The organism is Burkholderia sp. KCJ3K979 (assembly GCF_016759955.1).
GTDB classification, from domain to species: domain Bacteria; phylum Pseudomonadota; class Gammaproteobacteria; order Burkholderiales; family Burkholderiaceae; genus Burkholderia; species Burkholderia orbicola.
In genome coordinates this window covers 1-13,993 of the sequence record NZ_JACFYV010000038.1, presented here as the reverse complement: position 1 = coordinate 13,993, position 13,993 = coordinate 1, and the positions used below count along the sequence as shown (strand labels likewise).

13 protein-coding genes and 1 pseudogene are annotated in these 13,993 nt (G+C 68.8%); 4 read left to right on the top strand and 10 right to left on the bottom strand.

Annotated elements, in window-relative coordinates; all coding sequences use genetic code 11:
- Positions 1–3: 3 nt before the first annotated feature.
- Positions 4–666 (bottom strand): response regulator, encoded by a 663-nt coding sequence (locus H3O04_RS11635; protein ID WP_006481728.1) that lies wholly within the window; start codon positions 664–666, stop codon positions 4–6.
- Between the two features lie 183 nt (positions 667–849).
- Between H3O04_RS11635 and dacB the strand changes: the two genes are divergently transcribed.
- The 3 genes from dacB to H3O04_RS11620 all read left to right on the top strand — a co-directional run bounded on the left by dacB (position 850) and on the right by H3O04_RS11620 (position 4,865).
- Positions 850–2,382 carry a D-alanyl-D-alanine carboxypeptidase/D-alanyl-D-alanine endopeptidase gene (gene dacB, locus H3O04_RS11630; protein WP_077221001.1) on the top strand — a complete coding sequence of 511 codons (1,533 nt, stop codon included), beginning with the start codon at positions 850–852 and terminating at the stop codon, positions 2,380–2,382.
- Between the two features lie 333 nt (positions 2,383–2,715).
- A complete protein-coding gene (locus H3O04_RS11625; protein WP_023476233.1) occupies positions 2,716–3,630 on the top strand; it encodes a sterol desaturase family protein in 915 nt (304 codons plus the stop codon).
- 95 nt (positions 3,631–3,725) lie between these two features.
- Positions 3,726–4,865 carry an SGNH/GDSL hydrolase family protein gene (locus H3O04_RS11620; protein WP_006477949.1) on the top strand — a complete coding sequence of 380 codons (1,140 nt, stop codon included), beginning with the start codon at positions 3,726–3,728 and terminating at the stop codon, positions 4,863–4,865.
- Positions 4,866–4,963: 98 nt separating this feature from the next.
- On the opposite strand, the gene H3O04_RS11615 is transcribed toward H3O04_RS11620, so the two are convergent.
- From H3O04_RS11615 to pyk, 6 genes are all read right to left on the bottom strand, one after another.
- Complete coding sequence (locus H3O04_RS11615) at positions 4,964–5,992, bottom strand: L-threonylcarbamoyladenylate synthase (protein ID WP_202587726.1); 1,029 nt, start codon at positions 5,990–5,992, stop codon at positions 4,964–4,966.
- Positions 5,993–6,003: 11 nt separating this feature from the next.
- The gene (locus H3O04_RS11610; protein WP_006477947.1) at positions 6,004–7,200 is read right to left on the bottom strand and encodes a 5-(carboxyamino)imidazole ribonucleotide synthase; all 1,197 of its coding nucleotides are present in this window, start codon (positions 7,198–7,200) and stop codon (positions 6,004–6,006) included.
- Positions 7,201–7,290: 90 nt separating this feature from the next.
- Positions 7,291–7,812 (bottom strand): 5-(carboxyamino)imidazole ribonucleotide mutase, encoded by a 522-nt coding sequence (gene purE / locus H3O04_RS11605; protein ID WP_006477946.1) that lies wholly within the window; start codon positions 7,810–7,812, stop codon positions 7,291–7,293.
- Between the two features lie 16 nt (positions 7,813–7,828).
- Positions 7,829–8,719: a phosphoribosylaminoimidazolesuccinocarboxamide synthase gene (locus H3O04_RS11600; RefSeq protein WP_006477945.1), complete on the bottom strand. Its 891-nt coding sequence runs from the start codon at positions 8,717–8,719 to the stop codon at positions 7,829–7,831.
- A gap of 234 nt (positions 8,720–8,953) precedes the next feature.
- Entirely contained in the window at positions 8,954–10,018 is a 1,065-nt protein-coding gene (fba, locus tag H3O04_RS11595) for a class II fructose-bisphosphate aldolase (RefSeq protein WP_006481730.1), read from the bottom strand.
- A 317-nt stretch (positions 10,019–10,335) separates the two neighbouring features.
- The gene (gene pyk / locus H3O04_RS11590) at positions 10,336–11,772 is read right to left on the bottom strand and encodes a pyruvate kinase (RefSeq protein ID WP_202587725.1); all 1,437 of its coding nucleotides are present in this window, start codon (positions 11,770–11,772) and stop codon (positions 10,336–10,338) included.
- On the opposite strand from pyk, the gene H3O04_RS36540 reads away from it, so the two are divergent.
- On the top strand, positions 11,771–11,899 hold the full coding sequence (locus H3O04_RS36540) for a hypothetical protein (RefSeq protein ID WP_023476234.1): 129 nt from the start codon (positions 11,771–11,773) through the stop codon (positions 11,897–11,899). The genes pyk and H3O04_RS36540 overlap by 2 nt on opposite strands.
- 157 nt (positions 11,900–12,056) lie before the next feature.
- On the opposite strand, the gene H3O04_RS11585 is transcribed toward H3O04_RS36540, so the two are convergent.
- The 3 genes and pseudogenes from H3O04_RS11585 to H3O04_RS11575 all read right to left on the bottom strand — a co-directional run.
- Positions 12,057–13,253, bottom strand: a complete 1,197-nt coding sequence (locus tag H3O04_RS11585) for a phosphoglycerate kinase (protein WP_006481732.1) — start codon at positions 13,251–13,253, stop codon at positions 12,057–12,059.
- Between the two features lie 281 nt (positions 13,254–13,534).
- Positions 13,535–13,858, bottom strand: coding sequence for an AzlD domain-containing protein (locus H3O04_RS11580; protein ID WP_006477942.1), 324 nt, complete (start codon positions 13,856–13,858; stop codon positions 13,535–13,537).
- Positions 13,855–13,993, bottom strand: a pseudogene (locus tag H3O04_RS11575) (AzlC family ABC transporter permease); the annotation flags it as partial. The pseudogene H3O04_RS11575 and the gene H3O04_RS11580, both read right to left, overlap by 4 nt.

Here is a 13,993-nt window from a genome sequence, read left to right as displayed (position 1 = left end):
GCGTCAGCTTTCCTTGACGACCATGTAGCCGAGCCCGCGCACGTTGCGGATCAGGTCCGAGCCGAGCTTCTTGCGCAGCGCGTGGATGTAGACCTCGACCGTGTTGCTGCCGATCTCCTCGCCCCAGCCGTACATCTTCTCCTCGAGCTGGCTCTTCGACAGCACCGCGCCCGGCCGCGCGAGCAGCGCCTCGAGCAGCGCGAACTCGCGTGCGGACAGCGCGACGGGCGCGCCGTCGAGCGTCACCTGGTGCGACGCGGGATCGAGCGTCAGCGCGCCGTGGCGGATCAGCGACTCGCTGCGCCCGGCCTGGCGGCGGATCAGCGCGCGCATCCGCGCGCCCAGCTCGTCGAGATCGAACGGCTTGACGAGGTAGTCGTCGGCGCCCGCGTCGAGCCCCTTCACGCGATCGGCGACGGCATCGCGGGCGGTGACGATCAGCACCGGCAGAGCGAGCCCGCGCCCGCGCAGCGTGCGCAGCACGTCGATGCCGTCGCGCTTCGGCAGACCGAGATCGAGCAGCAGCAGATCGTACGTCTCGCCGCCGAGCGCGGTGAGCGCGGCGTCGCCGTCCTGCACCCAGTCGACCGCAAAGCCGTCCGAGCGCAGCGCCTTGCGCACGCCCTCGGCAATCATTCGATCATCTTCGACAAGCAGAATCCGCATCGGGCCACGCATCCATGGGGCGAGTCAAACACGGCGACCATTGTAGCGCCGCGAATCGCGTGCGCGGCGTGCAATGCAACAGTAAGGCGGATTGCAAGGGGCCTGCCCCGACTTGTCTCTACAATGTGCGCTTCGGCGCCCCCGCGCGTCCTGCCCGAGCCCCTGCTTTTCCCGTATTCGCCCATGCCGATTTCCGATCTTTCCGCCCGGTTCGCCCCCCGCACCCGCGCCTGCCTGCGGGCGGCCGCCGTCGTCGCCACCTGCACGGCCCTCGCGTTCGCGCCGTCCGCGCAGGCCCGCAAGAAATCCCACAAGGAAGCGCGCAAGACCGCCGTCGTGTCGCCGGCCGCGCGCGCGGCCGGGCTGCCGGCCTCCGTGCTCGTCGCGCTGCAGCGCGCGAAGGTGCCGGCATCGGCGATGAGCGTCGTGGTCGAGCGCGTCGGCGATCCGCAACCGCTGATCGCATGGAATGCGAGCCGGCCGATGCTGCCGGCCTCGACGATGAAACTCGTGACGACCTTCTCGGGCCTGTCGATCCTCGGCCCCGACTACCGCTGGCGCACCACCGCGTACACGGACGGCACGATCGACCCCGACGGCACGCTGCAGGGCAACCTGTACATCAAGGGCACCGGCGATCCGAAGCTCGTGCCCGAGGAGCTGATCGACCTCGTCGACAAGCTGCGCAAGGCCGGCGTCAAGCGCGTGGCCGGCGGCCTCGTGCTCGACAAGAGCTATTTCGCGGCGTCGACGCGCGACCTGCCGTCGTTCGACGACGATGCCAGCGCGCCGTACAACGTCGGCCCCGATCCGCTGCTGTACGCGTTCAAGGCCGTGTCGTTCACGGTCACGCCGGGCGAAGACGGCAAGGTCGCCGTCGACGTGCTGCCGCCGCTCGCGGATCTGTCGATCGACAACCAGCTCGTCGAAGGCTCGGGCTCGTGCAGCGCGGCCGCGGCGGCCGCGCGCCCGACGCTGACGGCCGGCGGCGGGATCATGACCGCGTCGTTCGCCGGCGACTACCCGCTGCGCTGCGGCGCGCACACGACCAACCTCGCGATCCTCGATCACACGACCTTCTTCGCGCGCGGCTTCCTCGCGCTGTGGCAGCAGGACGGCGGCACGATCGCGGGGCCCGTGAGCGAAGGCAAGGTGCCGACCACCGCGCGGCCGCTCGCCGTGCATCACAGCCCGGTGCTCGGCAGCATCGTCTACGACATCAACAAGTTCAGCAACAACGTGATGGCGCGCAACCTGTTCCTGACGATCGGCGCGGTCAGCGGCAAGCCGCCCGCGACGCCCGAGCAGTCGAGCCGCGCGATCCAGGCGTTCCTGCAGAAGAACGGCATCGCGATGCCCGATCTCGTGATCGAGAACGGCTCGGGGCTGTCGCGCGAAGAGCACGTGAGCGCGCTGTCGCTCGCCGCGCTGCTGCAGGCCGCGAATGCGAGCCCGGTCGCGCAGGCGTTCGTCGATTCGCTGCCGATCGCCGGCATCGACGGCACGATGAAGAACCGCCTCACCAACGCGGGCGTGCTCGGCAACGCGCACATCAAGACCGGCACGCTGCGCGACGTGCGCGCGATCGCCGGCTACGTCGCCGGCGCCGACGGCCAGAGCTACATCGTCGTCAGCTTCATCAATAACGATCACGCGGAAGGCGCGCGCGCCGCGCACGACACGCTGCTCGAGTGGGTCTACGCGGGCGCGCACTGACGGTCCGCGCACCGTGCATCGGGCCGCTCTGACAGGGCGGCCCGTGCGACTTCCCGCACCGCGCCGCCCGCGAAATCCCGCGCCGCGCGGTTTGAAACGCCCCCGTCACTTTCGCGCGCCGCGCCGCGCGCGCACCCTTCCCTCAAAACAGGGCCGCACCGCCCGGCCCCGTGCAGTACGGATTCCGTAGAAACCCTGTCCTCAGAGGGAACCCTCTACGCTGCCCCCTCGCCTAGCGCGTAGCGATTGCGTAGGCTGTTGGCCTGACGATATCTACAACGGGCCACACGCCCGGCCTGATGGCTTGCAGGGGAACGAAGGAGACACACGCCCATGCGATTCGACGTCGAATTGCTTCTGCTCGCGCTGGCGCCCGTCTTCCTGCTCTGCATCGCGTGGGAGGCCTGGCACCTCGCCCGCACCCGTGCGCAGGACCGCATCTATGCGTGGCGCGACACGCTGTGCAACGCGGCGCTCGCGCTGATGCACCAGGGCGCCGACAAGCTCGCGTGGCTGTTCGTGATTCCCGTCTATGCGTACTGCTACCGGCACTATCGCGTCTACACGTGGCACGACGGCTGGCTGTCGTTCGCGGTGCTGTTCGTCGCGCAGGACTTCCTCTACTACGTATTCCATCGCGCGAGCCATCGCGTGCGCTGGCTGTGGGCCGCGCACGTCGTGCACCACTCGTCCGAGCGGATGAATTTCTCGACCGCCTTCCGCCAGAGCCTGATGTACCCGGTCGCGGGCATGTGGCTGTTCTGGCTGCCGCTCGCGTTCGCCGGCTTTCCGCCGCAACAGGTCGTCGGCATCGTGCTGATCAACCTCGCGTTCCAGTTCTTCGTGCACACGCAGGCGATCGGCAAGCTCGGCTGGCTCGAATACGTGCTCAACACGCCGTCGATCCACCGTGCGCACCATGCGCGCAACGCGCGCTACATCGACCGCAATTACGCAGGCGTCCTGGTGATCTGGGATCGCCTGTTCGGCAGCTATGTCGAGGAGGCGCCCGACGATCCGCCGCAGTACGGCATCGTCGAGCGGCTCGGCTCGAACAACCCGTTCGTCGCGACGTTCCACGAGTGGGTGTCGATGGCGTCCGACGCGTTGCGCGTCGACGGATGGCGCAACAAGCTGCGCGCGATTTTCGGCCCGCCCGAATGGGCGAGCGCTTATCATGCGCAGATTGCCGAGGCCGCGAACCAGGATCCGCGCACCGAGCCGCTGGCGGCTGCGCGCGATCGATAAACCGTTTCAGCCAACGGCCGCCGCGCAGCCCGGAACCGAGCAGGCACGCGGCAGATGAGAAACACATCAGGCCATATCTACGAGGAGATCGAACGATGCAGACACAACAACACGCACCTTTCCGCAGCCGGCTGCGTATGCTGCGCACCGCGCAGGTCGCGATCGCCGGCGCCGCGCTCGCGCTGCTCGCCGCATGCGGCGGCGGTGACGACAACAACGGCAGCAGCGCGTCGAACACGCCGCCGTCGGGCGTGAAGATGCAGGTCGTGTCGTTCGGCGACAGCCTGTCCGACGTCGGCACCTACTCGCAGATCAAGCTCGGCTTCGGCGGCGGCCGCTTCACGACCAACCCGGGCCAGGTCTGGACGCAGGACGTCGCGCAGTACTACGGCGACACGCTGCAGCCCGCGAACCAGGGCGGCTTCGGCATTCCGCTGCAGGCCACCGGCGGCCTCGGCTACGCGCAGGGCGGCTCGCGCGTGACGCTGCAGCCGGGCATCGGCCATGCGGACGCCAGCGTGCCGAACCCCGACTACGCACAGGCGACCACCACGCCGATCGCGGACCAGGTCAAGCAGTACCTGACGCAGCACGGCAGCTTCAACGCCGGCCAGATCGTGCTGATCAACGGCGGCGCGAACGACATCTTCTACCAGGCCCAGGTCGCGCAGGCGCAAGGCAACACGCCGGCCGCGCAACTCGCGGCCGCACAGGCGATCGGCCTGGCCGCGCAGCAGCTCGGCGGGATCGTCCAGCAGATCGTCGCCGCGGGCGCGACGCACGTGTTCGTCTCGAACGTGCCGGACATCGGCGGCACGCCGCTCGCGCTGCAGGGCGGCACGCAGGCCGCGTTCACGCAACTGTCGGGGCTGTTCAACAAGACGCTGGTCGGCACGCTCGCCGCGCTGAAGGTCGACCCGACGAAGTACGTGGTGGTCGATGCGTTCACGTGGCAGGACGGCATCGCGGCCAACTACCAGGCGAACGGCTTCAGCGTGTCGAATACCGACACCGCGTGCAACCTGAAGGCGATGGTCCAGGCCGCCACGCAGTACGGCGTCGCGAACGCGACCGCGTTCGGCTCGTCGCTGTTCTGCTCGCCGCAGACCTACACGGTCGCGAACGCGGACCAGACCTACATGTTCGCCGACACGGTCCACCCGTCGACGCACCTGCATGCGCTGTTCGCGCAGTACGTCCAGCAGCAGATCGCGAAGTCCGGCGTCGGCAAGTAAGCCGCCGGCGACGCGCCCAAACGAAAACGCCCGACCGGTTCGCCGGTCGGGCGTTTTTCGTTGGTGCGGATGGATGTGAACGGATGCGAACGGAGTGGTCAGTCGCGCGCTTCGAACGCGGCCGCCGCGCGGCCGAGGCGATCGTTGACCGCGATCCATTCCACGGTCTCGGGCAGCTTCTCGACGAGGATGCGCGCGACCTGCGCGCGGTCGAGCGCCCGCAGCATCCCGTACAGGTCGCGTGCATAGGCCTGCGGATCTTCCGGCGCCGCGATGAAATGCACGCCGTCGGCCTGCGCCCAGTGCGCGGCCCGCGACGCGCGGGCGACGAGCGCGACGCGTTCGCCGTCGGTTTGCGCGGCCGCGAGCAACGGCTCGAGCGCGTCGAACGGCAGCAGCGCGAGCGGCGTACGCGGCGCGTAATGCGCTTTCAGCGTGCCCGATGCGCGCGGCGCGGTCGCATCGCTGCCGTCCGGCAGCTTCGGCGCGCGGCCGAGCACGTCGGCGAGCTGTTGCGGCGTCACGTGGCCCGGGCGCAGCAGCGCCGGGAAGCCGCGCGACAGGTCGAGAATCGTCGATTCGATGCCGACTTCGGATGCGCCGCCGTCGAGCACGTGCACGGTATCGCCGAATTCGTCGCGCACGTGTTGCGCGGTCGTCGGGCTCACGTGACCGAACCGGTTCGCGGACGGCGCGGCCACGCCGCCGTGGCCGCCGCGCCGCGCGCTGAACGCGGCCAGCAGCGCCTGCGCGACCGGATGCGACGGACAGCGCAGCCCGACCGAATCCTGCCCGCCGCTCACGGCATCCGGAATGCGCGCGTGGCGCTTCAGGATCAGCGTGAGCGGCCCCGGCCAGAATGCATCGATCAGCGCGTGCGCGTCGGCCGGCAAGTCGTCGGCCCAGTAACCCGGATCGCCACCGGGCGGCAGATGCACGATCACCGGATGATTCGCGGGCCGCCCCTTCGCCGCGTAGATGCGCGCGACGGCCTCGGGGTTCGCCGCGTCGCCGCCGAGCCCGTAGACGGTTTCGGTCGGAAACGCGACGAGCTGGCCCGCGTCGAGCAGCGCGGCGGCCGCGTCGATCTGCGCGGACGTCACGTGCTTCGGGAGATCGATGGACATCGGCCGGCGCCTCAGTCGAGCGGCACGCGCAGCAGCTGCGCGCATGCGGTAGCCGCCGCGACGGCTTCGTCGCGCGTCTCGGCCGTGAAGTTCACGTGGCCCATCTTGCGGCCGACGCGCGCCTCTTCCTTGCCGTACAGGTGCAGGTGCGCGGCCGGCATCGCGGCGACCGTGTCCCACGGCGGCGTGACGGCGTCAGTCGCCGCACCGCTGGGGAACCACACGTCGCCGAGGATGTTCAGCATCGCGGCCGGCGAATGCTGGCGCGGATTGCCGAGCGGCATGCGCGTCATCGCGCGCACCTGCTGCTCGAACTGGCTCGTTGCGCACGCATCGACCGTGTAGTGGCCGGAGTTGTGCGGACGCGGCGCCATTTCGTTCGCGACGAACGAGCCGTCCTCCAGCACGAAGAACTCGACACACAGCACGCCGACGTAGCCGAGCGTATCGGCGATCCGGATCGCCGCCTGCTGCGCTTCCTCGACGCGGGCCGCATCGGCGGCCGGCGCCGGCACGACCGTCAGCGCCAGGATGCCGTTGTGGTGCACGTTCTGCGCGAGCGGGAACGCGGCCGAGCGGCCGTCCGCGCCGCGCGCGATCAGCGCCGACACTTCGTATTTCAGCGGCAGGCGCTTCTCCAGCACGCACGGCACGCCGCCGAGCGCGGCATGCGCGTCGCGCGCTTCCTGCGCGGTGGCGACGCGCACCTGGCCCTTGCCGTCGTAACCGAGGCGGGCGGTCTTCAGGATGCCCGGCAGCACCGCGTCAAGCGCCGCATCGTCGAGCGCGGCGAGCGCCGCCGCCGATTCGATCACGACGTGCGGCGCGACCGGCACGCCCGACGCCTCGATGAAACGCTTCTCCGCGATCCGGTCCTGCGCGACCGCGACGCAGCGGCCAGCCGGGGCGACGAACGTCGTGCGCGCGAGGAAATCGAGGCTCGCGGCCGGCACGTTCTCGAACTCCGTCGATACGGCCTCGCACAGGTCGGCCAGTTCGGCAAGCGCGGCTTCGTCGTCGTACGCCGCGCGCAGGTGCCGATCGGCGACCGCGCCGGCGGGGCTCGCCGGATCGGGATCGAGCACGGCGACGCGATAGCCCATCGACTGGGCGGCAAAGCAGAACATGCGGCCGAGCTGGCCGCCGCCGACCATGCCCAGCCACGCGCCGGGCAGGATCGGGGAAACGGAATCAGGAGTTGCGGTCATGTCAGTGGTCGGTTGCGGCGGAACGCGGAACGGCCCGCCGCAGTGGGAAAATCCGGCGCCGGCCGCGTCGTGCGGCCGCGCGCCATGCCGTCATTCCAGCGGCGGCAGCACCATCGCGTGCGCGGCTTCGTTCTGGCGCACGCGGAACGCGGCGAGCCGGTTCGCGTAGTCGACCGAGTTGCCGGACAGGATCGACACCGCGAACAACGCGGCATTCGCGGCGCCGGCCTCGCCGATCGCGAACGTCGCGACCGGCACGCCCTTCGGCATCTGCACGATCGAGTGCAGCGAATCGACTCCCTTCAGGTACTTGCTCGCGACCGGCACGCCGAGCACGGGCACCGTGGTCTTCGCGGCCAGCATGCCGGGCAGGTGCGCGGCGCCGCCGGCGCCCGCGATGATCGCGCGCAGCCCGCGCTCGCGCGCCTTCTCCGCATAGTCGAACATCTCGTCGGGCATCCGGTGCGCGGACACGACCTTCGCTTCGTACGGCACGCCGAATTCCTGCAGGATGGCGACCGCGTGCTTCATCACGTCCCAGTCGGAACTCGAACCCATCAGCACGCCGATGAGCGGCGCGCTGTGCGTGTGGGCAGTCTGGATTTCGCTCATGTCGTCGGTACCTCGATCAGGCGAGCGACTGGCCGGTGATGCGCTCGAGCGCTTCCTGGTACTTCGCGGCCGTCTTCTCGACGACGTCGGCCGGCAGCGCCGGCGCCGGCGCCGTCTTGCCCCACGGCTGCGCCTCGAGCCAGTCGCGCACGAACTGCTTGTCGAACGACGGCGGATTGGTGCCGACTTCGTACTGGTCGGCCGGCCAGAAGCGCGACGAATCGGCGGTCAGCACTTCGTCCATCAGGTACAGCTTGCCGTGGTTGTCGAGGCCGAATTCGAATTTCGTGTCGGCGATGATGATGCCGCGCGTCGCTGCGTAGTCGGCCGCTTCCTTGTACAGCTTGATCGAGATGTCGCGGATCGTCGCGGCCAGCTCGGTGCCGATGCGGCGCTCGGTTTCCTCGAACGTGATGTTCTCGTCGTGCTCGCCCATCTCGGCCTTCGCGGCCGGCGTGAAGATCGGCTCGGGCAGCTTCTGCGCGTTCTGCAGGCCTGCCGGCAGCTGCACGCCGCACACGGCGCCCGACGCCTGGTATTCCTTCCAGCCGCTGCCGGCCAGGTAGCCGCGCACGACCGCTTCGATCATGATCGGCTCGAGGCGCTTGACGACCACGCCGCGGCCCTTCACCTGCTCGACCTCGTCGGCCGCGACGACCGCTTCCGGCGCGTCGCCCGTCAGGTGGTTCGGCACGATGTGCGCGAGTTTGTCGAACCAGAAGTTCGCCATCTGGTTCAGCACGCGGCCCTTGTTCGGAATCGGCTCGCCCATCACCACGTCGAAGGCCGACAGGCGATCAGTCGTGACGATCAGGAGCTTGTCGTTGCCGACCGCGTAGTTATCGCGAACCTTGCCGCGACCGAGGAGCGGCAGCGAGCGGAGCGTGGATTCGTAAAGGGTAGACATCGTCTTTTCGCAGATAAGGAGCCAAACAAAAAGGGAAACGCCGTTCCCCGCGGCAGGCGGGAACGGCGGTCTTGCAATACGTCGGCGAACCGGCGGGCGCAACGCCCGGGCGGCTGCCGGCCGGCCCTTGTTCGGCCGGACGAAACGGCTGCCGGGGCCGGATCGAATCCGGCCAACCGGGCGGCCAGCCCGTGCCCGGCGGCAGAACCGGGCGGGGCAAATCGTACTACAGTCTCAGCGCACGACCTGTGCGAGCGCGCCCGACTTGTACTGCTCGGCGATCTTGTCGAGCGACACCGGCTTGATCTTGCCGGCCTGGCCTTCGCAGCCGAACGCGAGGTAACGGTCGACGCACACCTTCTTCGCGGCTTCGCGCGCGGGCTTCAGGTAGTCGCGCGGATCGAACTTGCCCGGGTTCTCGAACAGGTAGCGGCGGATCGCGCCGGTGATCGCCAGACGCAGGTCGGTGTCGATGTTGATCTTGCGCACGCCGTGCTTGATGCCTTCCTGGATTTCCTCGACCGGCACGCCGTAGGTTTCCTTCATGTCGCCGCCGAATTCGCGGATCTCGGCCAGCAGCTCCTGCGGCACCGACGACGAACCGTGCATCACCAGGTGCGTGTTCGGGATGCGCGCGTGGATTTCCTTGATGCGCTGGATCGACAGGATGTCGCCCGTCGGCTTCTTCGAAAACTTGTACGCGCCGTGCGACGTACCGATCGCGATCGCCAGCGCGTCGCACTGCGTGAGCTTCACGAAGTCGGCGGCCTGCTCCGGATCGGTCAGCAGCTGCTCGCGGGTCATCGTGCCTTCCGCGCCGTGGCCGTCTTCCTTGTCGCCCTTCATCGTCTCGAGCGAGCCGAGCACGCCGAGTTCGGCTTCGACCGTCACGCCGATCGAGTGCGCCATCTCGACGACCTTGCGCGATACGTCGACGTTGTACTCGTACGATGCGACCGTCTTGCCGTCAGCTTCGAGCGAACCGTCCATCATCACGCTCGTGAAGCCGCTGCGGATCGCGGCCGTGCAGACCGCCGGCGACTGGCCGTGATCCTGGTGCATCACGACCGGGATGTGCGGATACGATTCGACCGCCGCTTCGATCAGGTGGCGCAGGAACGGCTCGCCCGCATACTTACGTGCGCCGGCCGATGCCTGCATGATCACGGGCGCGCCGACCTGATCCGCCGCCGCCATGATCGCCTGGACCTGCTCCAGGTTGTTCACGTTGAAGGCCGGCAGGCCGTAACCGTGCTCTGCCGCGTGGTCCAGCAATTGACGCATTGATACGAGAGGCATTGTGGAACTCCTTGGAATGAAAACCGGTGCGCCCTGACGCCGGCGCGGCGCTCGCTTCCCTCTGAACCGGGACGGCGCGGCGCGGCTGAGCGTCGAATAGCCGCATTTTATCGCGAAGCGCCTCCGATTCCGACCGCCCGGAGGACCCCGCTCGCAATTTGTTACGTTCGCACGGCACAATGCGGCCAAAAAGGAGAAAAAAAGCCGCGCGGGGCTTCGGACCCCGCGCGGCTTTTGCGCAAAAAAAGGTGCCAAATCAGCCTCGGCCGATCCGGGCTGCCGGCCACCGGGCCGGCTCGATGCGGCTCAGCCGGCGCTCAATAGTGCTCGCCGACCCGCACGATCTTCAGCGTGTTGGTGCCGCCCGCCTGCCCCATCGGCTCGCCGACGGTCAGCACGACCATGTCGCCATGCTGCACGTAACCCTGCTTGACGACGATCTCGAGCGCCGCCTGCAGCGCCGAATCGCGGTCGCTGTTGAAGTCGACGTGCAGCGGCGTCACGTTGCGGTACAGCGCCATCGTGCGCTCGCTGCCGACGCGCGGCGTCAGCGCGAAGATCGGCACGTGCGTGTAGTGACGCGACATCCATAGCGCGGTCGCGCCCGATTCGGTCAGCGCGACGATCGCCTTCGCGCCCAGGTGGTACGCGGTGAACAGCGCGCCCATCGCGATCGACTGGTCGATCCGCGTGAACGTGCGGTCGAGGAAATCCTTGTCCAGCTCGACTTCTTCCGACTTTTCCGCCTCGACGCACACGGCCGCCATCGTCTCGATCGTGACGACCGGATACTTGCCGGCGGCCGTCTCGGCCGACAGCATCACCGCGTCGGTGCCGTCGAGCACCGCGTTCGCGACGTCCGATACCTCCGCACGGGTCGGCACCGGCGCGTAGATCATCGATTCCATCATCTGCGTTGCGGTGATCACGAGCTTGTTCGACTCGCGCGCCATCCGGATCATCCGCTTCTGCAGCGCCGGCACGGCCGCGTTGCCGACTTCCACCGCGAGGTCGCCGCGCGCGACCATGATGCCGTCGGACGCGTCGAGGATGCTCTGCAGCGCCGGAATCGCCTCCGCGCGCTCGATCTTCGCGATCATCTTCGGCTTGATGCCGTACGGCGCGCCCGCGATGTTCGCGAGCTGGCGCGCCATTTCCATGTCGGTCGCGTTCTTCGGGAACGACACCGCGACGAGGTCCGCGCCGAGCGACATCGCGGTGCGGATGTCTTCCATGTCCTTCGCGGTCAGCGCCGGCGCCGACAGGCCGCCGCCCTGGCGGTTGATCCCCTTGTTGTTCGACAGCTCGCCGCCCACCTTGACGATCGTGTGGATTTCGTCGCCGAGCACGCGCTCGACGGTCAGCACGATCAGGCCGTCGTTCAGCAGCAGCAGGTCGCCCGGCTTCAGGTCGCGCGGCAGTTCCTTGTAGTCGAGGCCGACGCGCTCGTCGTTGCCGAGTTCGCAGCCTGCATCGAGGATGAACGGCTGCCCGGGCACGAGCGTGGTCTTGCCGTTCTCGAACTTGCCGACGCGGATCTTCGGGCCCTGGAGGTCGGCCATGATCGCGATCTCGCGCCCGACCTTGCGGGCGGCCTCGCGCACCATTTCGGCGCGCTGGCGGTGATCGTCGGCCGTGCCGTGCGAAAAATTGAGCCGCACGACGTCGAGGCCCGCCTGCATCATCTGCAGCAGAATCTCCGGCGAACTGGATGCCGGGCCGATCGTGGCGACTATCTTGGTGGCGCGCTGCATGAAACTCCTCATCTGGATCAAGGTGGATGCGCTGGGTGAAACGCTGCGAGAGCCGGAAGCGGCAGGCCCAGCGGCCGCCGCTCCGGGGAGCGTGCCGGTGCTGGCGCCCGGCATCGCTTTGTTCTGAAATTCGTGGTGCTGCACGGCCGCGTCGCCGGCGGCCGCCGGTGCGCGCGGGGCGGTGTTCGCCCGCGCGGGCGCGCGTTTGCGCTTGCCCGCGCCGGCCGGCTGCTCCGCTTTCGCGGAGCGCGCGGCCTTCGTCACCCCTGCGCGCGCCGCCACGCTCAGGCCGCCCGCGTTTCGAGCACTTCCACCGCCGGCAGCTTCTTCCCCTCGAGGAACTCGAGGAAGGCGCCGCCGCCCGTCGAGATGTAGCTGACCTGGTCGTGGATGCCGTACTTCGCGATGGCCGCGAGCGTGTCGCCGCCGCCCGCGATCGAGAACGCGGACGATTTGGCGATCGCTTCGGCGAGCGTCTTGGTGCCGTTGCCGAACTGGTCGAACTCGAACACGCCGACCGGGCCGTTCCACACGATCGTGCCGGCCTTCTCGAGCTGGCTCGCGAGCGCCTTGGCCGTATCGGGGCCGATGTCGAGGATCATGTCGTCCGCTTCGATGTCGGCGACCTGCTTCACCGTGGCCGCGGCCGTCGGCGAGAATTCCTTGGCGGTGACGACGTCGGTCGGGATCGGCACCGATGCGCCGCGCTCGCGTGCTTCGTCGATGATCGCCTTCGCCTCGGCGACGAGATCGGCTTCCGCGAGCGACTTGCCGATCGACAGGCCGGCCGCGAGCATGAACGTGTTCGCGATGCCGCCGCCGACGATCAGCTGGTCGACCTTGCCGGCCAGCGACTTCAGGATGGTCAGCTTGGTCGACACCTTCGAGCCGGCGACGATCGCCACCAGCGGGCGGGCCGGGTTGCCGAGCGCCTTGCCGAGCGCGTCGAGTTCGGCCGCCAGCAGCGGGCCCGCGCATGCGACCGGCGCGTATTTCGCGATCCCGTGGGTGGTCGCTTCCGCGCGGTGCGCGGTGCCGAACGCGTCGTTCACGTACACGTCGCAGAGCTTGGCCATCTTCTGGGCGAGCTCGTCCGAATTCTTCTTCTCGCCCTTGTTCACGCGGCAGTTCTCGAGCAGCACGACCTGACCCGGCGCGACGTTCACGCCGTTCTCGACCCAGTTCGACACCAGCGGCACGTCGCGGCCGAGCAGTTCGGCGAGACGCTTGGCGACCGGCGCGAGCGAATCTTCCGGCTTGAATTCGCCTTCGGTCGGACGGCCGAGGTGCGACGTGACCATCACGGCCGCGCCGGCGTCGAGCGCGGCCTGGATGGCCGGCACGGACGCGCGCACGCGGGTGTCCTCGGTGATGTTGCCGTGATCGTCCTGCGGGACGTTCAGGTCGGCGCGGATGAACACCCGCTTGCCGGCGAGCTGGCCGGCGGCGATCAGGTCGGTAAGACGCTTGACTTGGCTCATGTTGGACAGATTGAAGTAGTGGATGGGGAAAAGGGGGTTCACGCTGGACGTGCGCGGGCTGCCGCGAAAGGGCGCCGGATGCGGCCGTGGCTGGCGGTTCGCATGACGCGCACGGGTAAAAAATCTCGAACGGGCATTCTAGCCGATCCATCCGGCAGACTGACCCGTGCGGCGGCGAATTCCGCCTATTTGGGATTGCGCGCCGGAACCGAAGCACTGCTGCAACGCAGCAATGCGCGCGCGCAGCCGGGCGGCGCCGGCCGCGCCGGAGCGGCGGCCCATCAGAAGATCAGGCGGAGCGCGGTGAACACGAGCATGCCGACGACGATCGTGCCGAGCATGCTGCGCCGCCACAAAAACCAGCCGAGGCCGGCGAGCGCCGCGTAGAACGGATGGTTGGACAGCGCGAACGACAGCCCGGCCGGCGTTTCGAGCACGTCGGGCAGCACGACGGCGACCAGCGCGGCGGCCGGCGCGTAGCGCAGCGCGCGCTGCGCGCGTTCGGGCAATACCGTGCGCTCGCCGCCGATCAGGAACAGCGCGCGCGTGACGGCCGTGACGATCGTCATCCCGACGATGACGATCCAGATCTCGGTCGCGCTCATTCCATGTCCTTTTCGTGCACGGTTTCGGTACGGATACGTCGCCAGTCGGCCCGCTCGACGAAGAAATCGGCCGTGCAGCCGGCCGCGAGCGCGGCGAGCACCGCGATCGGCAGCGCGAGCCGGTACGGCAGGTCG